Origin of the sequence: Curtobacterium sp. MCPF17_051, assembly GCF_003234595.1 — a bacterium.
GTDB classification, from domain to species: Bacteria; Actinomycetota; Actinomycetes; order Actinomycetales; family Microbacteriaceae; genus Curtobacterium; species Curtobacterium flaccumfaciens.
Map to the genome: position 1 here is coordinate 115,082 of NZ_QKSE01000012.1, position 22,545 is coordinate 137,626.

A 22,545-nucleotide genomic window follows, 5' to 3' on the forward strand; every position below is an offset into this window, starting at 1 on the left:
CTCCGGTGGTTGGATCGTGGGCGGCGCCCTCGCCACCCGGAAGGATCCACCTCGTGCTCGGCATCCCCACGCACCTCGCACCGCGAGTGAACGCGTGGTCGACCGTGCGCGCATTCCACGCCGCCGCCATCGGGTCCCTGTTGGCCGCGGCCATCACGCTCGTGCTCTACGGCCTGTCCGAGCCCGGGGTGCAGGTCGTCGGCACCGCGCTGGCGGTCGTCCCGATGCTCGCCATGATCGGCGTGCACGTACAGTTCGGCACCCCGGTCTCGGCGATCGCGTTCCTGGCCGTCGGCGGTGTCTGCGCTTGGTGGTTCGCCGTCGGGGTCCAGCAGCAGGTGCCGACCGGGTGGGTGACCTCGTACCTGATGTCCCTCGTCGTGATCCCGCTCATCCTGGTCGGGGGAGCCGGGGCTGTGCCGAGCCGCGTCGTGCTGTGGTCCTTCGTGGGCTTCCTGACCGGACGACTCGCGACCTGGATCGCCATCGTGCAGGCCGACCAGTCGCCCCGTCCGCTCATCCTGGCCTGGGTCACCCTGGGATTCGTGGTCGCGCTCGTGCTCTTCACGACCCGCAGCACGGGGCGGAGCGAACGGGTGCAGCCCGAACTCCTGCGCTCGGCGCGCGAAGAACACGTGTCCGCCTACCGCGCCGGGGTCGAGGCCGAGGCGTCCGCGATCCTGCACGACACCGTGCTCAACCACCTGGGTGCGATCGCCCTCGCGCCGGACGGCCCGATGGACCCGCACCTCGCCGAGACGGTCGACGCTGACGTCGCGGTGCTCACCGGCAAGGGGTGGCTCGCGCCGGCCGCCCGCCCGCGTCCCGGTGCGGCGGCCGAGGCGTTCGGTGTGATGGTCGACGAGCACCGGACGCTCGGGCTGGACGTGACCGTCTCCGGTGACACCTCGGCGCTCGAGCGCCTGGACCAGCGTGCGCTGTCGGCGGTCGTCCGGGCGGTCGGCCAGTGCCTGGCCAACGTGCGGAAGCACGCGGGTACCGACGCCGCCGAGGTGAGTGTGTTCGACGACAGCGCGTCCTGCACCGTCATGGTCGTCGACGACGGTCGTGGGTTCGACGAGGACGCCACCGGAGCCGACCGGATGGGCCTCCGCGGTTCGGTGCGTGAGCGGATCGGCCGGGTCGGCGGTGACGTCCAGATCTGGTCGTCGCCCGGTTCCGGCACGAGCGTCATGATGACCGTGCCGTACGGACCGGTCACCGGCGCGGTCACCGTGCCGGTGGTCGGCGACGACCGGGGGACCGAGCGATGACGGCGGCCCGGCAGCGCGTCGGGTCCGGATCGGGGTCCCGCCGCACCGCGCAGCAGTACGACCCGCTCGGCGCGATGGGATCGCGGCCCCTGGCCCTCGTGCTCGGGGCCGGCAGCGTCGTCTGGGCACTGCTCGTGTCGATCTTCGACCGCGACGTCGTGGGCAGCCCCACGCTCAGCGCCCTCACGGTGCTGCTCGTCGCCGCCTCGGCGGTGGTGGTGCTCGCTGCCTCGAGCCCGTTCCGTGCGCCGTTCCCGCGCTCGGCCTTCGTCGCACACGTCGGGTTGCTCGGCCTGGCGTCGGTCACGAGCGTCGCGGCGCAGTGGGGGCCGGACCGCAGTGCCCTGAACGACTTCATGTCCCTGATCACCGCGACCGGCATCGTCATGGTCGCGCCGTACCGCCCGTGGACCGACCTGACGATCGGCGGGGTCGTCCTGGCCGCCGTGAACGCCGTGACCTGGGGCGCGGGGGCAGCCGAGTTCCCGCACGAGGTGCCGGTCGCCGTCGCGGCGTTCCTGGCCGCGGCCCCGACGCTCGTGCTGACCGCCGCGTCCGCGGTGTTCGCCTGGACCTTCGCGGGGCTCGCCGAACGGGTGCAGATCCGTGCCGGGTCGTACTCGGTCGCACGCGCCGAGCGGGACGGCATCGCGGCGAGCGTGCAGCAGGACCGCTCGACGATCCTGTCCCGCGACGTCGCCCCGTTCTTCGCCGAGCTCCGCACACGCGACGTCATCACCGACGCCGACCGTGCCCGTGCCCGCGCGATCGCCGACGGCATCCGGGCCTCCATGGTCGCCGACGCCGACCGCACCTGGTTCGAGCACGCCGTCCGGGTCGATGGCGGGCAGGCGCCGGTGGTCGACGACCCCGACGGCCTCATCGCGACGCTCGACACCGACCAGCGGGCGGTCGTCCGCACCTTCGTCCGTGCGGCCCTCCGCGCGTCGACCGTCGACCCGGCCGGGTTCCGCGCGACGGTGCGACGAGCCGACACCGTGGCGGGCCCGGCAGCCCCGGCCGCCGGGCCCGCGCGGTCGCCCGCACCCGCTCGTGTGTCCGTCGACATGGAGCTCGCCGTCGCGGACTCCGACATCGGCATCCACCGCACCTTCGACCCCTACTTCGCAGTCCTCCGCGTGACGTTCCCCGACCTCGACGTCGCGGTCCGCCCTTCCTCCCTCGCACTAAGGTTCTCCTATGACCAGCACTGACCCGAACAGGCTCTCGGAGGGGTCGCCGTCCCTCCCGAACCCGGGAGCACGACGTGTGCGGCTGGCCATCCTCGACGACCACGAGGTGCTGCTGGACAGCCTGTCGAGCTGGATCGCGGTGAACGCGTTCGACTTCGACCTGGCCCTGACCGCGCACACCTGGCTCGAGATGGTCCACAGCGACAGCTTCCCGACCGACCTGGTGTTCCTCGACTTCCAGCTCAAGGAACCCGTCTCGATCGAGGCCCGCGTCCGCACCTGCCGTGCCGCCGGCGCGAAGGTGATCGTGCTCTCGAGCGTCGACAGCCGTGAGTCCCGCGACCGTGCCCTGGCCGCCGGCGCCGCGGCGTTCCTGTCGAAGTCGCTCCCGATGCGCGAGGTCATGGACGTCGCCCGCGAGATCATGGGCGTCGCCCGCGAGACCCCGCAGCCCCGGGAATGGCGTCCGCTGCCGACGGGCGCCGCAGCGCACCAACGGCCGAAGCTCAGCGCCGGTGAAGAAGAGGCGCTGCGGCTCTACGTGTCCGGCTACTCGACGAACGAGGTCGCCGCGCAGATGAACGTGCAGTACGAAACCGCCAAGACCTACCTGCGTCGCGTGCGCGAGAAGTACAGCAAGGTGGGCCGCCCCGCCTCGAAGAAGTCCGACCTCATCCGTCGGGCCGCCGAGGACGGGTTCCTCGCGTAGTGGCGAAGCTCTACTTCCGCTACGGCGCGATGAACAGCGGCAAGAGCACGGGCTTGCTGCAGGCCGCCTACAACTACGAGGAGCGCGGGCACCGGGTGCTGCTCGCCAAGCCCGCTGTGGACACGAAGGGCGACCGTGAGATCGTCTCCCGCCTGGGCGTCACCCGGACCGTCGACATCGTCTTCTCCCCGGACGCCGACGTGCGCCAGGCCGTCACCGCCGCCGGCGCCGTCGACCCCGAGTCGGACCGCCTGGACGGCATGGTGCGGCCCGTCAGCTGCGTGCTCGTCGACGAGGCGCAGTTCCTCAGCCCGCGTCAGGTCGACGACCTGCTGCGCATCGCGGTGCTCGACGAGATCCCGGTCATCACGTACGGCATCCGCACGGACTTCCGCACCGAGGCGTTCCCCGGCAGCGCCCGCCTGCTCGAGGTCGCGCACTCCCTCGAAGAACTGAAGACGATCTGCCGCTGCGGCCGCAAGGCCGTCTTCAACGCCCGTACGGTCGACGGTCGGTTCGTCTTCGACGGCTCGCAGGTCGCGATCGACGGCGTCGACGTCGCCTACGAGTCGCTCTGCGCCAACTGCTACCTGACGGAGTCCGGCGGCCGCCTCGACGGCGCCTGACCCCTCTGCCGGGCGGACACGTCACTCGCTCGGTTCGTCGAGCGGTCACGACAACCCGCTCGGGTTCGCCGTGCGGTCACGTCGCGTCGGCGGCGCGCCTGTCGGCCGACCGGACGTGACCGGTCCGCGCGGTGCGCGCGGCACGTCGTGACCGCCCGACGTCCGAGACGGAACCGACAGACGGCCTGGAGGCGCGGCGCGGCCCCGCCACGTGCCTCCCGGCCGTCGCGCCGCACGTCCGGGGCGGGCCGCATGCGTCAGTCGAGTGGTCGCGGACCGTCGCTGCCGCGACTTCCGGGCGACGCCCGGTGACCGGGCGGCGGCGGGACGACGGGACGTCCTGACCGGTCGATGTCCCGGTCCCGGGTGGAATGCGGATGTGCCGGAGCGCGTTGGTGACCACATGACCGACGACACCCTGCACCTGTCCGTCCTCGACCTGGCCACCCGCGAGTACGGCCAGTCCAACACCGAGGCCCTGCAGGGGTCCATCGACATGGCTGTGCACGCCGAGCAGCTCGGGTACGAGCGGTTCTGGGTCGCCGAGCACCACGGGATGCCGGGCATCACGTCCTCGGCCCCGGCGGTGCTGCTGAGCGCCGTGGGCGCTGCCACCTCGACCATCCGCATCGGTTCGGGTGGCGTCATGCTGCCGAACCACGCGCCCCTCGTCGTCGCCGAGCAGTTCGGCACGCTCCGTGCCCTGTACGGCGACCGGGTCGACCTCGGGCTCGGGCGCGCTCCCGGCACCGACGGCGCGACGGCGATGGCACTCCGCCGCACGGACCGACTCGACGTCGACGACTTCCCGGACCGCCTGGCCGACCTGATCGGGTTCTTCACCGGCATGGGCGCGGAGAACCCGCTGGCCGGCATCCGCGCCGTGCCGGGCTACGGCGACGTGCCGGAGTTCTGGCTGCTCGGGTCCTCCGGGTACAGCGCGCAGGTCGCCGGCGCGCTCGGCATCTCGTTCGCCTTCGCCCACCACTTCGCGTCGGACAACACCGAGGCCGCACTCGCCCTGTACCGCGACTCGTTCCGTCCGTCGCGCTTCCGGCAGACGCCGAACGCGCTGATCGGCGTGCAGGTCGTCACCGACGAGGACCCCGCCGTCATCGACGAGCAGAGCGCCCCAGGCATGATCTCGTTCATCCGGATGCGCTCGGGCCGGAAGCCCGAGCCGGTGTCGATGGACGAGGCGCGTGCGTACGAGTTCAACGACCTCGAGCGTCGGTTCATCGCGGCCCGCACCGAGCGTCAGGCCTACGGCAACGCCGAGCAGGTCGCGGAGAAGATCAACGCGCTCGTGGCGTCGACGGGAGCGAACGGCGTGATCGTGTCGCCCGGTGCTGCGCAGGCGCGGTACCGGCACCAGGCGCTCGACGTCGTGGCCGGGCTGCACGCGGCCGGCAAGCTCGTGCCCGCGGGTGCGGCTGCTGGTGCCGGGGCGTCGTCCGTCGGCTAGCTCGTCGAGTTCGTTCACTCCGTCGAGTTCGTTCGCTTCGTGAGCAGGAATGGTCGGGTGTCCGCTGGGCACCCGACCATTGCTGCTCACGAGGTTCCGCGGCGCCTCAGGTGAGCAAGCCCAGGCGCGTGGCGGCGGCGACCGCGCCGACGCGGGAGCCGACGTCGAGCTTGCGGAACACGTTGTAGACGTGCCGCTTGACCGTGCCGATCGCGAGCTGCAGGTCGGCGGCGATCTCGGCGTTGGTGCGAGCGGCGGCGATGAGTCGCAGGACCTCGAGCTCGCGGTCGCTCAGCGGTGAGCCGGCACGGGCCTCGGTCACCAGGTCGACGGGGAACGTGACCGGCGCCGCATCGGCATGTGCCGCCCGCGCGATCCGGTCGACGAGTTCGCGGCTCGGGGTGTCCTTCGTGACGAAGTCGACCGCGCCGGCGTCGAGCAGGGTGCGGCGGAGGACCGCGTCCCGGTGCATCGTGAGCACCACCACCCGGATGTCCGGGCGGGTGCGGCTGATCGTGGCGATCGTCGTCCGTGCCGGCGGGCCGTCGAGCTCGACGTCGAGCAGCAGGACGTCGATCGCGGCGGCCTCGGAGGAGCCGAGCACCTCGGCCGGTCGCTCGCCGTGTGCGACGACGCGGATCGTGGGGACCGCGGCCAGGATGGTGGCGAGCCCTTCACGGAACAGCCGGTGGTCGTCGACGATGGCGACGTGGGTGACGGTCACAGGGTGCCCCTCGGGATGGTCAGGCGGACGGTGGTGCCGTGCTGTCGGCGGCCGCGGGTGCTCTCGACGTCGAGCCGAGCGCCGATCACCGCGGCGCGCTCGCGCATCGTCTGCTGTCCGAGGCGACCGTCGGCGTCGCTCTGCACGTCGAAGCCCGGGCCGTCGTCGGTCACCGTCGCGACCACGGCGGCGGGGGACCACGCGAAGCGCACCGAGGTCGACGAACCCGGGGCGTGCTTGCTGCGGTTCGTGAGCGCCTCGAGCAGGATCGTCAGCGCTTCCTCGGCCTGCCAGTTCGGCAGAGGACCGGAATTGCCCGTCGACTCGACGGACAGGCGGTCGTCGTCGGGGAACAGGTCGTGGATGTGCCGGCGGAGCGCGTCGTCGAGCAGCGCGTCCCCGACCCGGGCGTGCAGGCTCACTGCGAGGTCCTGCACGTCGCCGAGCGCACTCCGGAGCAACCGTGCCGCGTCGTCGAGCTGTGCGGCGCGCTCGTCCGAGGGCGGGTCCGTCAGCAGGACGAGGTCGAGGCGCTGCAAGCCGGCGAGGATGCCGTGTGCCACGCGGTCGTGCAGGTCTCGCGCGATCTGCGTGCGGGAGTCCAGGTGCGCCGAGGTGACACGCTGGCGCAGTGCCTCCGTGTACGCGACCGCCCCGGCCGGGAACCGGCTCCAGATGCCGGCGTGCAGGGCCCTGGTGGCCCGCAGGACCTCGGCGGTGGACTCCGCGCCGACCTCGTCGACGAAGACCGGCAGGTAGGCGTCGAACAGCATCTCCGCCGCGAGCATGGCGCCCGCCGGGTGCTGGGCATGCTCGGCGTGCAGACTGCCGGTCGCCAGGTGCTCGGGGTCGAGGAACGCGTGGCTCACGACGCTGCCGTCGGTTCCTGCCGCGTAGCGCTCGTGGGCCTCGGCGATCATCGACGTGACGTTCTCCGTCAGGCTCTCAGCGAGCACCGGGTCGTCCGCGATGCCGGGGAACTCCGCAGCGATCGTGGTGAGCACGGCGGCGAGGGGATGGTCGTTCTGCATGGCGCTTGCGAGCGTAGCGGGAGGTGGTGCTCGCAGCGGGGGAGGAACGGACCGCGTGGGTCGTGCGACCCATCCGACGGTCGAGCTGCACCCGGGAAAGCAGAAGGCCCTGGTTCCGGAGAACCAGGGCCTTCTTCGTACTGTCTCAACACAGTGTCGGGGTGACAGGATTTGAACCTGCGACCTCCTCGTCCCGAACGAGGCGCGCTACCAAGCTGCGCCACACCCCGCGGTGTCATCACTCCGTACCGGAGCAACCCGACAATACTATCCGATGATCGGGGATGCTCACGACCATCCGGCGAACTCCCGGGCGCGTCGGCTCAGGAAGCTCGTGCGGTGAGAGTGACCACGACGGCCTCGGGCCGGCAGGCGAACCGGACGGGCGCGTAGATCGAGGTGCCGAGGCCCGCGGAGACCTCGAGCCACGACCAGTGGTTGCGGTGCTCCCACTTGTGCAGGCCGCTGGCGTACCGACGGGGGAGGTCGCTGTTCGTGACGAGCGCACCGACCCCGGGGACCGCCACCTGACCGCCGTGGGTGTGCCCGGCGAAGATGACGTCGGCGCCCTGGGTCACGAAGGCATCGAGCACGCGACGGTAGGGGGCGTGCGTGACGCCGATGGCGACCGGTGCGGGGCCGTCCTCGTCCTCGGACCACGGCACGTCACCGCGCATCTCGTCGACGTTGGTGGGGAGCAGGTCGAGGCGGTCCCAGTCGCGGTGCGCGTCCGAGGTGCCGAACAGCTCGAACCGGGAACCCCGGAGTTCGATCGCGTGCGCCTGGTCGTTCAGGTCGAGCCAGCCGAGCGACTCGAAGAACGCCGTCTGCCGATCGATGTCGAGACCGACGGGCTCCGCCGCCTTGTGCATCCGGCTCGGCCCGGAGAAGTACTTGAGCGGGTTGCGCGGGGAGGGCCCGAAGAAGTCGTTCGACCCGTAGGCGAAGACCCCGGGCACCCCGCGGAACGGCTCGAGCGCGTACTCCACGGCGGCGTTCGCGGTCGCGTGGCCGAGGTTGTCCCCGGTGTTCACGATGAAGTCCGGCTCGACCAGGCTCAGGTCGCGCAGCCACTGCTGCTTGTCGGCCTGCCACGGGGCCATGTGGATGTCGGACAGGTGCAGGACGGTCACGTCACGGGAACCCGGCGGGAGCACCGGGACGGTCTCCCACCGGATCCCGAAGCGACGGCGTTCGACGAGCGAACCCCAGGCTGCCGAAGCAGCTCCGACGGCCGCACCGGCTGCGAGGACCCCGAGTGCGGCGCGCCCGCGGGTCACTTGCAGTCCTTGGGCGCCTTGCCGTTCTTGTCGCCGTACAGGGTCAGCGTGACCGTCGAGTCCTTGCTGGCGTCGGTGTGCACGCCGGGCTCGACCGAGGCGACACGGCACTCCTTGTCGCCGCCGCCCTTCGCGTACTGCTCGGCGATGGCGACGTTCGTCAGCCCGACCTGGTTCAGCTGGGCGCGAGCGTCGGAGAGGGGCTTGCCCGTCACCGACGGCACGGTGATCTGCGACCCGTCGGAGGTGTAGACGGTGACGCTCGACCCGGACGACAGCAGCGAACCGGCCGACGGCGAGGTCGACGTCACGGTTCCGGCCTTGCCGGCGCCCGGCTGCGCACCGCCGTCGACGTAGGTGAAGCCGGCACCCGAGATCGCGGCGCGGGCCTCGTCGGCCGTCTTGCCGCGGAGGTCCGGCAGCGCCTTGCTGTTGCCGCGGAGGGCGGAGGTGTTCGGGTCGGTGAAGGCGCCGGCGGGGTAGGCGGCGTTGACCGGGGTCATCGCCTGCTGCCACACGCTCGCTCGGACACCGGCGTACGTGCCGTTGACGCCGTTGCTGTAGTGCCGCAGGTTGTTGAGCTTGCCGTCGGTGTTGCCCTGCCAGTACGCCGTCGCGACCCGCGAGCTCGACCCGACGAGCCAGATCTGGTTCGCGGTGTCGGTGGTACCCGTCTTGGCGAACAGCTGGGTACCGTCCGGGGTCTGCGCGCCGCGGGCGGTACCGCTGGCGATCGTGCCCTTCATGGCGTAGACAGCGGCGTGGGCGACCTCGGGGTCGAGCACCTGCTTGCAGTCCTTGGTCTGTCCGCCGAGCTGCTTGCCGCTGGGGGAGGTGACCTGCTCGATGGCGATCGGCTTGCAGTAGATGCCGTTGTTCGCGACGGCGGCGTAGGCGGCGGCCATCGTCATCGGTGCGATCTCGTTGACGCCGAGGACGGACGACGGGGTGTACTGCAGTTCGCCGCCGTCGGCGCGGTGCACGCCGAGGGACTCCGCCGTGTCGCGGATGTCGCAGAGGTCGAGCTTCTGGGCCATGTTCAGGAACGCCAGGTTGATGGAGCCGGCGGTCGCGGCGGCCACCGTGTAGTTGCCGCTCTCACCGGGGCTGTCGTTCTTCGGGTTGTAGTTGCCCGCGGTGATCGGTGACCCGCAGGCGGTCCAGCCGGACGACATGTTCCGCGGTGCGCCGCTGACGACCTCGTTGAGACCGTGACCAGCCTTGAGCCAGGCGAGGAGCGTGAACAGCTTGTAGGTCGAGCCGGTCTGGAAGCCGCCGGAGTTGCCGTACTTGTAGTCGACGCTGTAGTTGATCGAGGTCGACGTCGGCGCGGACTTCAGCGACTGGTCGTAGTCCTTGTTCTGCGCCATCGTCAGGATGCGACCGGTGCCCGCCTCGATCGAGTTGAGCGTGGCCCCGAGCGCCAGGCCGGTCTCGGCCTTGTTGTCGTAGGTGTTGACGAGTTGCTTCTGCTCGGCGTTCAGGTCGATGTTCAGCGTCGTCTGGATCTTGTAGCCGCCGTTGCGCCACGCGGCGTCACGGGCCTTCTGCGACGATCCGAGCTGCGACATCTCCTTGACGACCTTGACGGCGTAGTCGCAGAAGAACTGCGATCCATCGCCGACCGACGCCCGGCACCCCTGCGAGGGCTGGGTCAGGCGGACGTAGTCCTTCGGGTTCGAGGCGACGGCCTGGTCGTACTCGGCCTTCGTCAGGTTCTTCTGGGCGTACATCGACTTCAGGATGACGTCGCGCCGGGCGACGTTCGCCTCGTACTTCTTCGGGTTCGACAGGTTGCGTGCCTCGGGGTACTGCACGATGGCGAGCAGCGACGCCGCCTCGGCCGGGGTCAGGTCGGTCGCGCTCTTGTTGTAGTAGTGCTGCGCCGCGGCCTGCACGCCGTACGTCTGGTCGCCGAAGTAGGCGATGTTCAGGTAGGCGGTGAGGATCTCCTTCTTGGAGTACTTCTTCGCCAGTCCGATCGCGAGCTTCATCTCCTCGAGCTTGCGGGGGATGGTCTGCTCGACTGCCTCGTTGTAGGCCTTGACCTGCTCCTTCTTCGTGGGGAGCTCGAGGGCCTGCTGCATCTTGATGTTGCGGACGAGCTGCATCGTCAGCGTGGAGCCACCGCCGGACTCGCCGAGACCGCCCGCGAGGCTGCCGACGCCGGCGCGGACCAGGGACGTCATGTCGACGCCGCCGTGGTCGTAGAAGCGCTTGTCCTCGCCGTCGATCGCGGCGTTCTTGAGCTGTTCGCTGATCTGGTCGAACTTCAGCTCTTCGCGGTTCTGGTCGTAGACCGTCGCGAAGTGCACGGACTTGCCGCCCGAGTACGCGTACACCTCGTTGCGCTGCGGGAGGTCACCGATCTCGATGTACTCCGGCAGGGACTCGAACACGCCGATCGTGGACGTCGTCGTGACACCGGCGACCGCGATGGCCGGGGTGACACCGATCGTGACGAGCAGGCCGGCGAGGGCACTGAACCCGACGAATCCGATGAAGGCGCCGACTGCTGAGACGGGCTTGGTCCGCGATGCAGACGTCTTCTGGGCAGACATAGGATGCAGCCTAAACGACACCCCCGACTGAAAGGCTGGCAAGGAACCGCATGACTCGCTGGGAGTACTTCACCACGCCGCTGATGATCCACAACACCACCGCGATCCTCAACAACTACGGGGACGAGGGCTGGGAGCTGGTCCAGATCGTCACCGGGCCCGAGGGCGGACTCGTCGCCTACCTGAAGCGCCCCAAGGCCGACTCATGAGCGTCTCCGACCGGCTCGCCGGACTCGGCCTGACGATCCCCGCGGTCGCCGCTCCCGTCGCCGCCTACGTGCCCGCCGTCGTGACGGGGCAGTACGTCTACACGGCTGGTCAGCTGCCGTTCGTCGACGGTGCCCTGCCCGTGACCGGCAAGGTCGGCACCGACGTCGACGCCGAGACCGCCGCGGCCCAGGCTCGTGTGGCCGCGCTGAACGCCCTGGCCGCCGTGCAGTCGGTCGCCGGTTCGCTCGACCGCGTGGCGCGTGTCGTCAAGGTCACGGTCTTCGTCGCCTCGGACCCGTCGTTCACCGGTCAGCCCGGGGTCGCGAACGGGGCGTCGACCCTGGTCGGCGACGTCTTCGGGGACGCCGGCGTCCACGCGCGGAGCGCGGTGGGCGTCGCGGTGCTCCCGCTGGACGCACCGGTCGAGGTCGAGCTGGTGGTGGAGCTCACCGCCTGACGGACCGTCAGCCGAACGCAGTACGCGAGCAGGGCCTCCAGTTTGAATCTGACTGGAGGCCCTGCTTCCGTTCCCGGGACTACATGAGTTCCGCGATGGTCGCCATGATCGTCGGGTCGGCGAGCGTCGTCGTGTCGCCGATGCGGCGGCCCTCGGCCGCGTCGCGGAGCAGCCGCCGCATGATCTTGCCGGAGCGTGTCTTCGGCAGCTCCGGCACGATGACGACCTGGCGCGGCTTCGCGATCGCGCCGATCCGCTTGCCGACCCAGTTGCGGAGTTCCGCGGAGGCAGCGTCGCGGTCGACGTCGGCGGCGGCCTCGGCCGTCAGGATGACGAACGCGACGACCGCCTGCCCGGTGGTCTCGTCGGCGGCACCGACCACGGCGGCCTCGGCGACGCCCTCGTGGCCGACCAGGGCGGACTCGATCTCGGCCGTCGACAGGCGGTGGCCCGAGACGTTCATGACGTCGTCGACGCGGCCCTGGACCCAGATGTCGCCCTGCCCGTCGAGCCGCGCACCGTCGCCGGCGAAGTAGCGGCCGGGGAACCGCGACCAGTACGTCTCGACGAACCGGTCCGGGTCGTTCCAGATGCCGCGGGCCATCGACGGCCACGGCTCGGTGATCGTCAGGTAGCCGCTCTCGCCGGGGTCGGCGCGGCGGCCGTCGTCGTCGACGATCTCGGCGACGATGCCCGGCAGGGGCGTCTGCGCGGCGCCGGGCTTGAGCTTCGTGACGCCGGGCAGCGCGGAGATCATGATCGCGCCGGTCTCGGTCTGCCACCACGTGTCGACGATCGGCGTGCGGTCGTGGCCGATGACCTGCCGGTACCACTGCCACGCCTCGGGGTTGATCGGTTCGCCGACGCTGCCGAGCAGGCGGAGGGTCTCGAGACTGCGGGCCTCCGGGATCTCGCGGCCGGCCTTCATCGCCGCGCGGACCGCGGTGGGTGCGGTGTAGAGGACGGTGACACCGTAGGCGTCGACGAGGTCCCACCAGCGGCCGGGCTTCGGCTCGTCGGGGGTGCCCTCGTAGAGCACCTGGGTGACGCCGTTGGCGAGCGGGCCGTAGACGACGTAGGAGTGGCCGGTGATCCAGCCGATGTCGGCGGTGCACCAGTAGACGTCCTTCTCCGGGTGCATGTCGAAGACGTTCTTGTGCGTGTAGGCCGCCTGCGTGAGGTAGCCACCGGAGGTGTGCACGATGCCCTTCGGCTTCCCGGTCGTGCCCGAGGTGTACAGGATGAACAGCGGGGTCTCGGCCGGGAACGCCCGGGCCTCGTGGGTCGGTGCCGCCTTCGCCAGCTCGTCGTGCCACCAGACGTCACGGTCGTTCCACGCGATGTCGTTGCCGCCGCGCTTGACGACCAGGACGTGCTCGACCGTGTCGGTGCCCTCGCCGGTCAGCGCCTCGTCGACGGCGGGCTTGAGCGGTGAGACGGCGCCGCGACGCCACCCGCCGTCCGCTGTCACGACGAGCTTCGCGCCGGCGTCCTCGATGCGGGCGCGGAGGCTCTCCGCGCTGAACCCCCCGAAGACGACCGAGTGCACGGCACCGATGCGGGCGACGGCGAGCATCGTCACGACGGCCTCGGGGATGAGCGGCAGGTACACGACCACCCGGTCGCCCTGGCCCACGCCGAGGTCGGTGAGCATGTTCGCGGCGCGCTGCACCTCGGCGGTCAGCTCGGCGTAGGTGATCCGACGCGTGTCGCCTGGTGCACCCTCGAAGTGGATCGCGACCCGGTCGCCGTTGCCCGCGCGGACGTGCCGGTCGAGACAGTTCTCGGCGACGTTGAGCGTTCCGTCGGCGAACCACTTCGCGAACGGGGCGCCCGACCAGTCCAGGGTCTGCGTGAACGGGGTGCGCCAGTCGAGCAGGGAGCGGGACTGCTCGGCCCAGAAGGCCTCGCGGTCGGCTGCTGCCGCGTGGTGGAGGTCCTCGCCGGCGACCGCGTCGGCCACGAACTCGGGCGGCGGCGCGAAGGTCGCTCCGTCATCGCCTCGGGGGTCGGTCTGGGTCGGAGTGGACATCGATGTCCTTTCGCGTCGTTGCGGCCTCTGGTGGCATCCGTCGTGGATGCGTGCGTGCATCCGGGGCGGTTGCGTGCGTGCATCCGTCGCCGGTGTGTGCGTGCATCCGTCGCCGGTGTGTGCGTGCATCCGTCGCCGGTGCGTGCGTGCATCCGGAGACTACCCCTCGGCCGGGTCGGGGCGCGGCACGCCCGGATGTCGTGTCCGGGTTTGCCCTGGAGAGCCGATCGTGGGGTACAGTGGTTCTCGCTGGACTCGTTTCCGGCGGCATCGAATCGGATTCCCCCCAATCCCTCGATGTCAAGGCGGCACCTGTTCCCCCCAACCGGTGCCGCCTCTTCTCTTTTCCGGGGTCCGCCTCGAGCGACGGTGCTTCGTCGGGCTTCGTCGTGTGCCCCGATCCGCGCAGGGACGCCGGTCGCGTGGACAGACCGGTCCATGCTCGTGCATGCATTCTGCATGTACCTGCGGAGCAGTTGCTCCGCCCAGTCCTGCTGTGGGGTGCAGGGGTGATCGGTGGCTCGAGCGGATTCGGTGTCGCATCATCGACCGGGGTACGGCTTTCCGTATCGGGGTACAAATCGGTCCGTTGGTCGGACACTCCGACGTTGTCCACAGATGTGGGGACCGTCCGATCGGCGCGGGTGCCGACTGCCTACCGTCGGCGGCATGCCCCTGCACCGTGCTCCTCCCTCGCCCTCGTCCCGCCCGTCGTCACGGTCGTCCGCGCCGTCGCGACCACTTGCACCGTCCGCGCCGTTCCTGCCCGGGGCCGCGCCGCCGGCTCGCCGCCGGGCCGCCGTGGTCGTCGAGTTCGAGGAACTCGCTGCCCTGGTGGCTGATGCCACCGTGACGGACGTCCTGGTGCTCGGCGGTGTGGGGACGTGGGTCGACCGCGGGACCGGCCTCGAAGCCGTCCAGCCGCGACTGACGGAAGCGCGAGCCCGCGAACTCGCGACCCGGCTCGTCGCGCTCGGCGGCCGACACGTCGACGAGACCACCCCGTGCGCGGACGTCCGGCACGGCGACGGCGTCCGGGTCCACGTCGTCCTTGCCCCGGTGTCCGTCGGGGGCACCGCCGTGTCGATCCGACTGCCGCAGGTCCAGCGACCCTCCCTCGCCGCCCTCGAGCGCGGCGGGACCTTCGCGTTCGTCCCGCGGTCGGTCGTCGAGGACGCCGTCGCCGCGCGCCGGAACGTCCTGGTCACCGGTGCGACCGGCAGCGGCAAGACCACCCTGCTCGCGGCGATGCTCGGGAACGTCCCCGTCGACGAGCGCATCGTGACGGTGGAGGACGTCGCCGAGCTCCGGATCGCCCACCCGCACGTCGTCGCGCTCGAGGTGCGGCAGGCGAACGCCGAGGGGGTCGGCGCGCTCGGCCTCGACCGGCTCGTGCGCGAGGCGCTGCGGATGCGACCCGACCGGATCGTCGTGGGGGAGTGTCGCGGCGCCGAGGTCCGCGAACTCCTCTCCGCCCTGAACACCGGGCACGACGGGGGAGCCGGCACCGTGCATGCCAACGGCATCGCCGACGTGGCCGAACGCCTCGAAGCGCTCGGCGCACTCGCCGGCCTCGGTGCCGAGGCGCTCGCCCGGCAGGCCGTCAGCGCCTTCGACCTGGTCCTGCACGTGGAGCGACGGGCAGGACAGCGGCGGCTCGGTGGCGTGGGCACGCTGCGCGTCGGCCCGGACAGGAGGCTCGAGGTGCGCCCGGTGGACGGGCTGCGGTGAGCCGACCCACACCCGACGGTCCGGTGCGGATCGCCGGGGTGCTCGACCGGGTGGCGACGCTGGTCGCGGCGGGGGTCCCGCCGCCGCGGGCCTGGCGGCTCGTCGGCGGACTGCCCGGGGCCGGGGGACCCGCGCAGCAGGACATCGCCGTCGTCCTCCGCGTGGCGGACCGGACGGGAGCGCCCGTCGCGGAGACCCTCCGCGGGCTCGCCGGGGCGCTCCGCCGTGCTGCCGCCTCGGACCGCGCGATCCGGGTCGCCCTGGCCGGTCCGCGGACGAGCGCCCGGGTGGTGCTCGCACTGCCGCTCTTCGGGCTGGGCCTCGGCGCGGCCTGGGGCGCCGGCGCCGTCGAGGTCCTGGTCGGTTCACCGGCCGGTTGGGCGTGCTCGTGCACCGCGGCGGCCCTCGTCCTGGCCGGTCGGGGGTGGACCGCCCGGCTGGTCCGTTCCGCGACCCCCGACGGCCGCGTGCCCGGGGTGCTCCTCGACGCCTGGGCCGTGGCGGTCGCCGGAGGCGGGTCGTGGACCACCGCCGGGCGGGCCGTCGCCGAGGCGTCCGCGGGAGCCGCCGCGCCCGTCGGCGACCTGGACCGGCTGCGGGAGGTCCTCGACCTCGCCCGGCGCGCCGGGGTCCCCGCCGCGGGGTTGCTCCGCCGCGCTGCCGAGGACGTGCGCGACGAGGCCGCTGCCGACGGGCTCGTGGCTGCGGAACGCCTGGCCGTCCGGCTGGTGCTGCCACTCGGGGTCTGCGTCCTGCCGGCGTTCGTGCTCGTGGGGGTGGTGCCCGTGGTGGTGGGGGTCCTCTCCTCCACGGTGGGCGGTACCGCGTGACCTCTCCACAGATGCCACCGGGACCCCTCGTCGCCACCGCAGCCCGGACAGGCTGGACCCACCGAACAGAAAGGACGGACACCATGAGCACCACGTCATCCCCCGGCAACTGCACCCGTCGGGCCATCCGCCACCGTCGCCCGCGTCCCCTCGTCGCCCGGTGGCGGTCACGACTGCGGGACGACCGGGGATCGGCGACCGCCGAGTACGCGGTCGTCATCCTCGCCGGTGTGGCGCGTGAGAGGCAGGAGTCTTAAGACCCCTTGTGGCCGAATCGCGCCCGGCTCCTCTTCGCGACCTCGATCACTTCTGCGCTGCCGTAGGAGATGATGTGGCCGTCCAAGTACGACATAGCGGCGTCCCGAAGCGGCTTGTACTCCAGCCCAACGGCAGCCACCATCTCGACCGCTCCCAGGATCTCGCTTTGACCGATCGGGTCCTTCCGATCGGTGATCGCACGTCCGTGTCCGAGCGCCATCAACTCGATGAAGAGGCGGCTCGTCTCAGTCAACTTCGCCTGCTTCAGGGCGTTGGTCTGCACCCTCCACGTGATCAGACCGGTGACCGCCGCGGAGATGACGGTGCTCGAAACTACTGCGGCCACGATGGCGGATATATCCATGTCCTCATGATGGCGGGGGCGCGGGACCTACGCGAGAGTAAGTCCATGGACTTCTACGACCATGAACCTGTCACCGACGATGAACTAGCCGAGATGCCCGAGGACCAGCGCCTCAGAGCAACCATGAACCGTCAGTTGATCGAGGAGGCTCGGGCTGCTCGCGACGCATTCGTGAAAGCCAACTCGGCGTATAGCGAGACCTGGGACAGGTCACCGGCGACGACTCCCGAGGAGGCCGATCGTGCCCTCGAAGCCCTCATCGAGGTCCAGCGCCTGTTCAACGAGTTTGAAGCGGCTCAGACCCAAGCCTTCGACTTCCTACGCTCAGTTGCCAGCGACAATCCGCCTCGGGAGGCTGGCCTCGGGGGCCATTGAGACACGACGAAGCCCCTCGGCCCGAGATGGGAGCCGAGGGGCTATGAGTCCGTCAATGACTGGGGCGATTCTACTTGATCGGTTCGTCTTCGTCGTCGTGACGGGCGGCCACCTCCTCGCGGTGGCGGGCGGCCCGGATCCTCGCGAGCCGGTCCCCCTCCTGGGCGTCGAGGTGGGCGATCTGTCGCTCCGTCGGGGTCGGCTCGCGCTTCTCCTCGACGGCCTCGCGGCGTGACCTCTCGGCCTCGATCGCGGCTGACAGGCGCTCGGCCTGTCGTTCCGTGGCGGTCTTCGTCATGGTGCACTCCTAGTCGTCTTCGTCGTACGCGCCCGACTCCGGGCGTCGTGGGGGTGGGGGTAGGACTGGCGCTCGCGAGGCCGGGTGCTCCTCGTCCTCGTCTGAGAGCGTGAACGCCCCGCGGTGGGCGAGGACCGGCTCGGCCTCCGCTCGGCCCTCCTGAGCCTTCCTGGCGGCCTTCTCGCGGGCCTTCTCGGCCTTCCGCGCCCGCTTCGCCGTCTTCTCGCGGCGCTTCGTCCAGCGGGCGACTTCCTCGGCCGTCGCCGGTCCGCCCACGTCCTCCTCGATGCCGAGGCACCACGCGAGGAAGCGGTCTTCCTCGCGCTCCAGCGCCTCCTCCGCGTCGAGGAGCCTGTCCCGGTCCACGGAGTCGAGGGCCTTCAGCGCGTCCCGGCTCGGCGGCTTCAGGGCGGACTCCGGGAGGAGGAGGCTCACGAGTGGGAGTGTCCGGAGGAGGGCGGTCCGATCGGTGGCCGTCCTCGCCAATTCGATCCGCCTAGGCATCGGTCACGTCCGGCACCTGATCCGGGAGGTTCAACCCGAGGAGCCGGGTGCGCTGGGCCTCGGTCTTCAGGATCAAGGCGTAGATCGCGTTCCGGGCGGGCTGGTCGAGCGCGAGCCGGAGGTCCTGGTGGAGTCGCTGGAGCACGTCGTCCAGGCGAAGCTCCACGTCGATCCGGAGTTCGTCGGCGGTCTGCCTCGCGAGGCGGCCGTAGGCGACCTTGACCCGCTCGGCCACCTCGAACGGCGTCAGGCCGGTGGCGAGCGCAATCTCTTCGAGGGGCTGCCCCTCGCGACGGCGGACCAGGCACTCCAGGGTCTTCCGGGCATCCTCGCTGAGTTCGCGGGCCGAGGCCGGGGCGGCCGACTTCTCGACCGCCCCCTTGCCCTTCTTGCCGCTCACTCGGCGACCGCCTTCGCCGTCACGGCAGCCTTTGCCACACCGATGCGCTCGTGGACGAGGCCCGCGGCCTTCTGGAGCGCGCTTACGGCCGCGCCGATCTGGACGGCGGCTTCGCTGTCCCTCACGGACACCACGTGGCCGCCCGTGTTCGTGTAGCGCACCCCCTCCAGCGCGAGGGGCGTGACGCCATAGGCCTGGTCCACGCGAGCGGCGATCGTCTCGACGGTCTTCAGGACGCTGGCGATGCTGTTCAGCGCGGCGTCGAGGTCGCGAGCCGACGAGGCAGCCCACTCGACGCCATGCTCGGTCACAGCGGACTCGACCTTCACGAAGGCCTCCATCGCCAGCGCCTCCGTTGGGCGGACGGCGGCGCGAGCCTTCGCGAGGGCGGCGCGGGCGAGGTCTTCGAGTTCCGTCGGGTCCTCGATCGACTCTGCGCCGTCCTCGACTGCAATCTGGGCGCGGCGCTGGTCGGCCTTCACAGCCTGAGGGATCGCGGTGTCCAGAACCGTGACCTCGCGACGGAGGCGACGGAGCCGGTCGTCCGCGACGCGGAACCGGTCCACGGCCTCCGCGAGCGGCTTCACGGGGATGTTCTCCGGGGTGGGGAGTTCGACGCTGTACTGGAGAGCACGGTCGTTGGTCTGGAAAGTGGTGTTCGTCATGGGATATGTCCTTCGAGTTGGTGTTGAGGGTTAGTGGAGGTTGGCAGCGGAGACGATCGTGGACGCCTCCAGGTCGTTGCCGGTGGCGGCAGGGAAGGCCGATGGGCTGGAGGCCGCGAGCTGAATGCCAATTTCGACAATGTCGCCGGGCTTCAATCCGACCTGGCTGACCCAGTAGGCCCCCGTCAGAGCGTTTCGCGAGTCGTAGGACCCGAACTGCTTCGCGGACGGGAAGACCATCGAGAACTGGTCGCCGGACGGGTACCCGACTCGGATTCGCATGTTGACGAAAGCGACGCCGCCCGAGGAGGCGTCGGCAATCGAGGCGGTCGCCATCACCATGCCGTCCAGCGAGGACTTCCCCTGCGGCACTTCCAGGGTCATCGTCACCCACTCGCGGTACACGTTCGACGCCTGGTCTGTGAGGCCGAGGCCGTAGGTCCCGCCCGATGTGGTCTGCACGAGGGGGAGGCTCGCGACGGCCTGGGCGTACTGCTCCGCTGTCGGGGAAGACACTCGGCGTAGTTGCTGCTCCAGGCGCGCAATCCGGTCCTCCAGACCTCCGAGCGCTCCGGGGGTACGTATTGGGTATGTAGCCATGGTGATTTTCCTTTGTGTGTCTAGGGGTCGAGTAGGTCGAGGGCGTCGGTCACGTGCCTTCGACCGGAAGGGGTAATCGCGAGGCTGGTCTTCCCGGTCTTCTCCAGGAAGCCGCGCGAGACCAGGCGGTTGATCGCGTCGTAGGCCGGAGTGCGCTTGAACCCGAGCGAGTCCACGAGGGTGTCCCGGAACGCCGCCGATGTTGCGCCGACTTCCGAGAAGCCCCGGTGGAAGGCCTGGAGCGCTTCGTCGTCCCGGCTCGGGAGGTCTTCGACCTCGCGGTGGAGGTGGCCTCGGGTGCCGCTCATGACGCCTGAGGAGGTGCCTTCGATGGTCTGGAACACCAGGTCGGCCACGCGCTCGATCGGACCTTCCTTGCGCTTCATGAACTCGAGGGTCTTCACGAGGTCGCCGTGGAGCCGGAGCGCCACGTCGAGCGCACCGAGGATCGCTGAGGAGCCGCGAAGATCGCCGGACTTGCCCTCGTGGTGGACGAGAACGACCGTGCACCCGGGGCGGGCGGCGCGGATCGTGTCCACCGCTCGCACGATCCCAGACATGGCCGTGGACGAGTTCTCCTCGGCGTCCCCGGCGACACGGGCGAGGGTGTCGAGGACCACGAAGTCCACCTCCCGAGCGGCGACCGTCGCGGCAATCTCGGCCACTTCCGCGCCGTTCGTGAGGTTCACGGCCGAGGTGCGGAACAGGAGCCGGTCCTCGACCTCGCCGGGCCACGCGAGACGGAGAGCTCGGACGCGCTCCCCGAGGCCGGAGACGCCTTCCGCGGCGACGTAGAGCGCCCGCCCGGCCTCGACCTCGTGCCCGAGCCATGCGCTTCCGGTCGCGATCGACCAGGCCCAGTGCAGGGCGACGAAAGACTTCCCGGTCGCGGGTGCGCCGTAGAGCATCGTCGTCGTCCCGCGGTCGAGCACACCCTCGATCAGCGGCTCCGGGGCGGGGAGACTCAGCACGTCCTCCAGCGACAGGAGGGAGTCCTCGAAGGTCGTCGCTTCGCCGCGCTGGGACGCCTCGAATCGGCGCCGGGCCTCGTCCTGGCGCGCCAGCCACTCGACGCGCTCACGGATCGCGGCCTCCCGCTCGTCCACCTCCTCGTCCACCTCGGCCTCGAACTCGGCCACCTTCGCGGCGTCCTTCTTCGCGGCCTTCCTGGCCTTCTTGCGCTCCTTCCGGGTGAGGAGGTGCCCGGCGTCCATCGGGTCGGTGTCCGTGGCCCTGGCGACGACCTCGCGAGCGAGGGAGTCCCAGTCCGCCTCCACGTCGGCCTCGGGGTGCGTGCTCCAACGCTCGCGGGCATCGGTGTAGACCGCGAGCGCGCCCGGCTCGCCTTCGAGGACGAGACCGAGGAGGTGGCGGAGGGGCTTCTGCACCTGACCGCGGTCCTGACCGTCGTCCAGGATCGCCTCCCCGGCCGTCCGAGCGCGCTTCGAGGGCTTGCCCGGCTCCGCGTACCGGTGGAGCGTCCGCACGAGGTCCAGGTCCTCAGGTGTGCTCCTCGGCTGGTAGGCCGTGGCGAGGAGTTCCGGGACAGTCTCGGTCACGTCGGCCGGCCGAATCGGCTCCGAGGTAGTGCGTCACGGAGACCAGGCCGTTGTAGGAGCGGGTGTCCACGCCAGGGAGGATGCCGGAGACCGTGCCGTTGCGATCGTGCTTCGGGTTCGCGAGCCGCCAGTGATGCTCGCCGAGGCCCGACCGGGACGGCTCGCCGCCGCCGAGGTCGAACTCGTCGCCGAGGCCGCGCTCACGGATCGAGTCCCGGCCGTCGGGCTGGCCCGGCTTCCAGTCGAGGTCCGTGACGTGCAGGGGCGTGCTCGCGCGGCCGGGGACCACCAGTACCTCGGCCTTCGGCTCGTCCTTCCACCACTTGCGCACCATGTCGGCCGTCACGGTCTCGATCCCGTCGCGCTGGTAGCCGACGGCGGGACGCTTCGTCCCCGGAATCCCAGGGAGGACGTAGTGCCCGGCCTCCAGCCACGCGAGCGCCTTCTCGACGCGGGCGCTCATGCGGCCCCGTAGTAGGTGCCGGTCTCGCGACGGAACACCTTCACCAGGCCCATGTCGTACGCCTCGAAGATCGCGGAGAGTGCGGACCGTTCATTGATGCCGAGGCCGTCCACGAGGTGGTCCACGAGGTCGGAGTGCTTCAGCAGACGGTTCCCGTAGGCGAGGCCCTGGGCCACGCTGTCCACGTACGGGCTGGCGCGGGTCGCCCGACGCGGGGGCTTCCCGGACTCTCGGAGTGCCCTCACGAGGTCCTGAGCGGCCCTATGGGTGCGGCACGCGAGGATCGCCTCGACCAGGCGGGCGTCGGCGAACTCCTGGGGCGTCTTCGGGGCGGTCATCGGAGGCCGTCCTCGATGGCACGGGCACGGTCACGCTTCAGTCGGAGCGTGGCTTCGCGGACCCGCTGGTCGTAGGTCAGACCCTCCGGGAACTCCTCGTCTACCTCGCGGAGGTAGGGGTCCAACTCCTCGGCCGACGGCCGGAGGCTGGCGTACTGGCGGGAGGAGCGGGCGGGCTTCTTAATCCCGTACTCGGCCTCGATCTGCTCGTCCGTCCAACCCTGGGCCTTCAGGGCGGCGCGAAGAGCTTCGAGGCCCGCGCGACGCTTCCGGGCTGCCTCGGCGGAGGCGGCACCGGCCTTCTTGCCGAGGGCGGCGCGCTCCTCGGGCGTCATGTTCGCCATGCGGTTGTAGCCGCCCTTGCGACCGGCTGACTTGCGGGTCGCGGCGCGCTCGGGGCTGTCTGCCATGGTCACGCCGCCTTTCGAGCGGTCGCGACGACGCCAGCGAGACCCGAGCGGATGGCGGGCGAGAGAGGCGGCGGCGGGACGGCGGCCAGGAGCGCGGCACGGTCGGCTTCAGGGAGCCGCGAGAAGGTGCGAACGATGTCCCAGGGGGACGAGGGGATGACGGAGGTAGGCAAGAGACGGACTCCAGG

The 22,545-nt window shown here is 70.8% G+C and carries 26 protein-coding genes and 1 tRNA gene; 11 read left to right on the forward strand and 16 right to left on the reverse strand.

What is annotated here, in order from left to right; genetic code table 11:
* Positions 1–53: 53 nt before the first annotated feature.
* From DEJ35_RS17315 to DEJ35_RS11160, 5 genes are all read left to right on the forward strand, one after another.
* Entirely contained in the window at positions 54–1,274 is a 1,221-nt protein-coding gene (locus tag DEJ35_RS17315) for a sensor histidine kinase (protein ID WP_181435569.1), read from the forward strand.
* Entirely contained in the window at positions 1,271–2,488 is a 1,218-nt protein-coding gene (locus DEJ35_RS11145; RefSeq protein WP_111123286.1) for a hypothetical protein, read from the forward strand. The genes DEJ35_RS17315 and DEJ35_RS11145 overlap by 4 nt, the downstream gene beginning before the upstream one ends.
* Positions 2,475–3,176 carry a response regulator transcription factor gene (locus DEJ35_RS11150; protein WP_035808846.1) on the forward strand — a complete coding sequence of 234 codons (702 nt, stop codon included), beginning with the start codon at positions 2,475–2,477 and terminating at the stop codon, positions 3,174–3,176. The genes DEJ35_RS11145 and DEJ35_RS11150 overlap by 14 nt, the downstream gene beginning before the upstream one ends.
* Positions 3,176–3,802, forward strand: coding sequence for a thymidine kinase (locus DEJ35_RS11155; protein ID WP_027466399.1), 627 nt, complete (start codon positions 3,176–3,178; stop codon positions 3,800–3,802). Before DEJ35_RS11150 ends, DEJ35_RS11155 begins: the two co-directional genes overlap by 1 nt.
* 403 nt (positions 3,803–4,205) lie before the next feature.
* Positions 4,206–5,267 (forward strand): LLM class flavin-dependent oxidoreductase, encoded by a 1,062-nt coding sequence (locus DEJ35_RS11160; RefSeq protein WP_110861445.1) that lies wholly within the window; start codon positions 4,206–4,208, stop codon positions 5,265–5,267.
* Between the two features lie 106 nt (positions 5,268–5,373).
* On the opposite strand, the gene DEJ35_RS11165 is transcribed toward DEJ35_RS11160, so the two are convergent.
* The 5 genes from DEJ35_RS11165 to DEJ35_RS11185 all read right to left on the reverse strand — a co-directional run bounded on the left by DEJ35_RS11165 (position 5,374) and on the right by DEJ35_RS11185 (position 10,863).
* Positions 5,374–5,991: a response regulator transcription factor gene (locus DEJ35_RS11165; protein WP_111123287.1), complete on the reverse strand. Its 618-nt coding sequence runs from the start codon at positions 5,989–5,991 to the stop codon at positions 5,374–5,376.
* On the reverse strand, positions 5,988–7,022 hold the full coding sequence (locus DEJ35_RS11170; protein WP_111123288.1) for a sensor histidine kinase: 1,035 nt from the start codon (positions 7,020–7,022) through the stop codon (positions 5,988–5,990). The genes DEJ35_RS11165 and DEJ35_RS11170 overlap by 4 nt, the downstream gene beginning before the upstream one ends.
* Before the next feature lie 156 nt (positions 7,023–7,178).
* Positions 7,179–7,252 (reverse strand) — tRNA-Pro (locus DEJ35_RS11175).
* Positions 7,253–7,345: 93 nt separating this feature from the next.
* A complete protein-coding gene (locus tag DEJ35_RS11180; protein ID WP_110861438.1) occupies positions 7,346–8,302 on the reverse strand; it encodes a metallophosphoesterase in 957 nt (318 codons plus the stop codon).
* Complete coding sequence (locus DEJ35_RS11185) at positions 8,299–10,863, reverse strand: transglycosylase domain-containing protein (protein WP_111123289.1); 2,565 nt, start codon at positions 10,861–10,863, stop codon at positions 8,299–8,301. Before DEJ35_RS11185 ends, DEJ35_RS11180 begins: the two co-directional genes overlap by 4 nt.
* A gap of 50 nt (positions 10,864–10,913) precedes the next feature.
* Here DEJ35_RS11185 and DEJ35_RS11190 point away from each other — a divergent pair, with 50 nt between their 5' ends.
* Positions 10,914–11,072 carry a DUF4177 domain-containing protein gene (locus DEJ35_RS11190; RefSeq protein ID WP_110861434.1) on the forward strand — a complete coding sequence of 53 codons (159 nt, stop codon included), beginning with the start codon at positions 10,914–10,916 and terminating at the stop codon, positions 11,070–11,072.
* Positions 11,069–11,530: a RidA family protein gene (locus DEJ35_RS11195; RefSeq protein ID WP_110861432.1), complete on the forward strand. Its 462-nt coding sequence runs from the start codon at positions 11,069–11,071 to the stop codon at positions 11,528–11,530. Before DEJ35_RS11190 ends, DEJ35_RS11195 begins: the two co-directional genes overlap by 4 nt.
* Before the next feature lie 79 nt (positions 11,531–11,609).
* Here DEJ35_RS11195 and acs read toward each other — a convergent pair whose 3' ends face one another.
* Positions 11,610–13,562 (reverse strand): acetate--CoA ligase, encoded by a 1,953-nt coding sequence (gene acs / locus DEJ35_RS11200; protein ID WP_111123290.1) that lies wholly within the window; start codon positions 13,560–13,562, stop codon positions 11,610–11,612.
* 801 nt (positions 13,563–14,363) lie between these two features.
* On the opposite strand from acs, the gene DEJ35_RS11205 reads away from it, so the two are divergent.
* The 3 genes from DEJ35_RS11205 to DEJ35_RS11215 all read left to right on the forward strand — a co-directional run bounded on the left by DEJ35_RS11205 (position 14,364) and on the right by DEJ35_RS11215 (position 16,380).
* Positions 14,364–15,293 carry a CpaF family protein gene (locus DEJ35_RS11205; protein WP_111192727.1) on the forward strand — a complete coding sequence of 310 codons (930 nt, stop codon included), beginning with the start codon at positions 14,364–14,366 and terminating at the stop codon, positions 15,291–15,293.
* Positions 15,290–16,123, forward strand: coding sequence for a type II secretion system F family protein (locus tag DEJ35_RS11210; protein WP_111123292.1), 834 nt, complete (start codon positions 15,290–15,292; stop codon positions 16,121–16,123). The genes DEJ35_RS11205 and DEJ35_RS11210 overlap by 4 nt, the downstream gene beginning before the upstream one ends.
* 83 nt (positions 16,124–16,206) lie before the next feature.
* On the forward strand, positions 16,207–16,380 hold the full coding sequence (locus tag DEJ35_RS11215) for a DUF4244 domain-containing protein (protein ID WP_181435570.1): 174 nt from the start codon (positions 16,207–16,209) through the stop codon (positions 16,378–16,380).
* On the opposite strand, the gene DEJ35_RS11220 is transcribed toward DEJ35_RS11215, so the two are convergent.
* Positions 16,377–16,745: a hypothetical protein gene (locus DEJ35_RS11220; RefSeq protein ID WP_111192728.1), complete on the reverse strand. Its 369-nt coding sequence runs from the start codon at positions 16,743–16,745 to the stop codon at positions 16,377–16,379. The genes DEJ35_RS11215 and DEJ35_RS11220 overlap by 4 nt on opposite strands.
* 45 nt (positions 16,746–16,790) lie before the next feature.
* Here DEJ35_RS11220 and DEJ35_RS11225 point away from each other — a divergent pair, with 45 nt between their 5' ends.
* The gene (locus DEJ35_RS11225) at positions 16,791–17,120 is read left to right on the forward strand and encodes a hypothetical protein (protein ID WP_146244779.1); all 330 of its coding nucleotides are present in this window, start codon (positions 16,791–16,793) and stop codon (positions 17,118–17,120) included.
* 70 nt (positions 17,121–17,190) lie between these two features.
* Here the strand turns inward: DEJ35_RS11225 and DEJ35_RS11230 are convergent, their stop codons facing one another.
* From DEJ35_RS11230 to DEJ35_RS11270, 9 genes are all read right to left on the reverse strand, one after another.
* Entirely contained in the window at positions 17,191–17,418 is a 228-nt protein-coding gene (locus DEJ35_RS11230; protein ID WP_111192730.1) for a hypothetical protein, read from the reverse strand.
* A 9-nt stretch (positions 17,419–17,427) separates the two neighbouring features.
* The gene (locus DEJ35_RS11235) at positions 17,428–17,853 is read right to left on the reverse strand and encodes a hypothetical protein (protein ID WP_146244780.1); all 426 of its coding nucleotides are present in this window, start codon (positions 17,851–17,853) and stop codon (positions 17,428–17,430) included.
* A 61-nt stretch (positions 17,854–17,914) separates the two neighbouring features.
* Positions 17,915–18,322: a hypothetical protein gene (locus DEJ35_RS11240; RefSeq protein WP_111192732.1), complete on the reverse strand. Its 408-nt coding sequence runs from the start codon at positions 18,320–18,322 to the stop codon at positions 17,915–17,917.
* Positions 18,319–18,987, reverse strand: a complete 669-nt coding sequence (locus DEJ35_RS11245; RefSeq protein ID WP_111192733.1) for a hypothetical protein — start codon at positions 18,985–18,987, stop codon at positions 18,319–18,321. Before DEJ35_RS11245 ends, DEJ35_RS11240 begins: the two co-directional genes overlap by 4 nt.
* A gap of 30 nt (positions 18,988–19,017) precedes the next feature.
* Positions 19,018–19,449, reverse strand: coding sequence for a hypothetical protein (locus DEJ35_RS11250; RefSeq protein WP_146244781.1), 432 nt, complete (start codon positions 19,447–19,449; stop codon positions 19,018–19,020).
* 158 nt (positions 19,450–19,607) lie between these two features.
* Entirely contained in the window at positions 19,608–21,146 is a 1,539-nt protein-coding gene (locus DEJ35_RS11255; protein WP_181435571.1) for an AAA family ATPase, read from the reverse strand.
* Positions 21,088–21,609, reverse strand: a complete 522-nt coding sequence (locus DEJ35_RS11260; RefSeq protein WP_111192736.1) for a bifunctional DNA primase/polymerase — start codon at positions 21,607–21,609, stop codon at positions 21,088–21,090. The genes DEJ35_RS11255 and DEJ35_RS11260 overlap by 59 nt, the downstream gene beginning before the upstream one ends.
* Positions 21,606–21,947: a hypothetical protein gene (locus DEJ35_RS11265; protein WP_111192737.1), complete on the reverse strand. Its 342-nt coding sequence runs from the start codon at positions 21,945–21,947 to the stop codon at positions 21,606–21,608. The genes DEJ35_RS11260 and DEJ35_RS11265 overlap by 4 nt, the downstream gene beginning before the upstream one ends.
* Positions 21,944–22,357 carry a hypothetical protein gene (locus DEJ35_RS11270; RefSeq protein WP_111192738.1) on the reverse strand — a complete coding sequence of 138 codons (414 nt, stop codon included), beginning with the start codon at positions 22,355–22,357 and terminating at the stop codon, positions 21,944–21,946. Before DEJ35_RS11270 ends, DEJ35_RS11265 begins: the two co-directional genes overlap by 4 nt.
* Between the last annotated feature and the right edge of the window lie 188 nt (positions 22,358–22,545).

Excerpts from the sequence above, each read along its gene's own strand:
- DEJ35_RS11265 (WP_111192737.1), bottom strand. The coding sequence starts at position 21,947 with ATGACCGCCCCGAAGACGCCCCAGGAGTTCGCCGACGCCCGCCTGGTC.
- DEJ35_RS11160 (WP_110861445.1), top strand. The coding sequence starts at position 4,206 with ATGACCGACGACACCCTGCACCTGTCCGTCCTCGACCTGGCCACCCGC.
- DEJ35_RS11195 (WP_110861432.1), top strand. The coding sequence starts at position 11,069 with ATGAGCGTCTCCGACCGGCTCGCCGGACTCGGCCTGACGATCCCCGCG.
- DEJ35_RS11190 (WP_110861434.1), top strand. The coding sequence starts at position 10,914 with ATGACTCGCTGGGAGTACTTCACCACGCCGCTGATGATCCACAACACC.
- acs (WP_111123290.1), bottom strand. The coding sequence starts at position 13,562 with ATGTCCACTCCGACCCAGACCGACCCCCGAGGCGATGACGGAGCGACC.
- DEJ35_RS11220 (WP_111192728.1), bottom strand. The coding sequence starts at position 16,745 with ATGGATATATCCGCCATCGTGGCCGCAGTAGTTTCGAGCACCGTCATC.
- DEJ35_RS11145 (WP_111123286.1), top strand. The coding sequence starts at position 1,271 with ATGACGGCGGCCCGGCAGCGCGTCGGGTCCGGATCGGGGTCCCGCCGC.
- DEJ35_RS11260 (WP_111192736.1), bottom strand. The coding sequence starts at position 21,609 with ATGAGCGCCCGCGTCGAGAAGGCGCTCGCGTGGCTGGAGGCCGGGCAC.
- DEJ35_RS11185 (WP_111123289.1), bottom strand. The coding sequence starts at position 10,863 with ATGTCTGCCCAGAAGACGTCTGCATCGCGGACCAAGCCCGTCTCAGCA.
- DEJ35_RS11170 (WP_111123288.1), bottom strand. The coding sequence starts at position 7,022 with ATGCAGAACGACCATCCCCTCGCCGCCGTGCTCACCACGATCGCTGCG.
- DEJ35_RS11270 (WP_111192738.1), bottom strand. The coding sequence starts at position 22,357 with ATGGCAGACAGCCCCGAGCGCGCCGCGACCCGCAAGTCAGCCGGTCGC.
- DEJ35_RS11225 (WP_146244779.1), top strand. The coding sequence starts at position 16,791 with ATGGACTTCTACGACCATGAACCTGTCACCGACGATGAACTAGCCGAG.
- DEJ35_RS11215 (WP_181435570.1), top strand. The coding sequence starts at position 16,207 with ATGAGCACCACGTCATCCCCCGGCAACTGCACCCGTCGGGCCATCCGC.
- DEJ35_RS11230 (WP_111192730.1), bottom strand. The coding sequence starts at position 17,418 with ATGACGAAGACCGCCACGGAACGACAGGCCGAGCGCCTGTCAGCCGCG.
- DEJ35_RS11245 (WP_111192733.1), bottom strand. The coding sequence starts at position 18,987 with ATGACGAACACCACTTTCCAGACCAACGACCGTGCTCTCCAGTACAGC.
- DEJ35_RS11150 (WP_035808846.1), top strand. The coding sequence starts at position 2,475 with ATGACCAGCACTGACCCGAACAGGCTCTCGGAGGGGTCGCCGTCCCTC.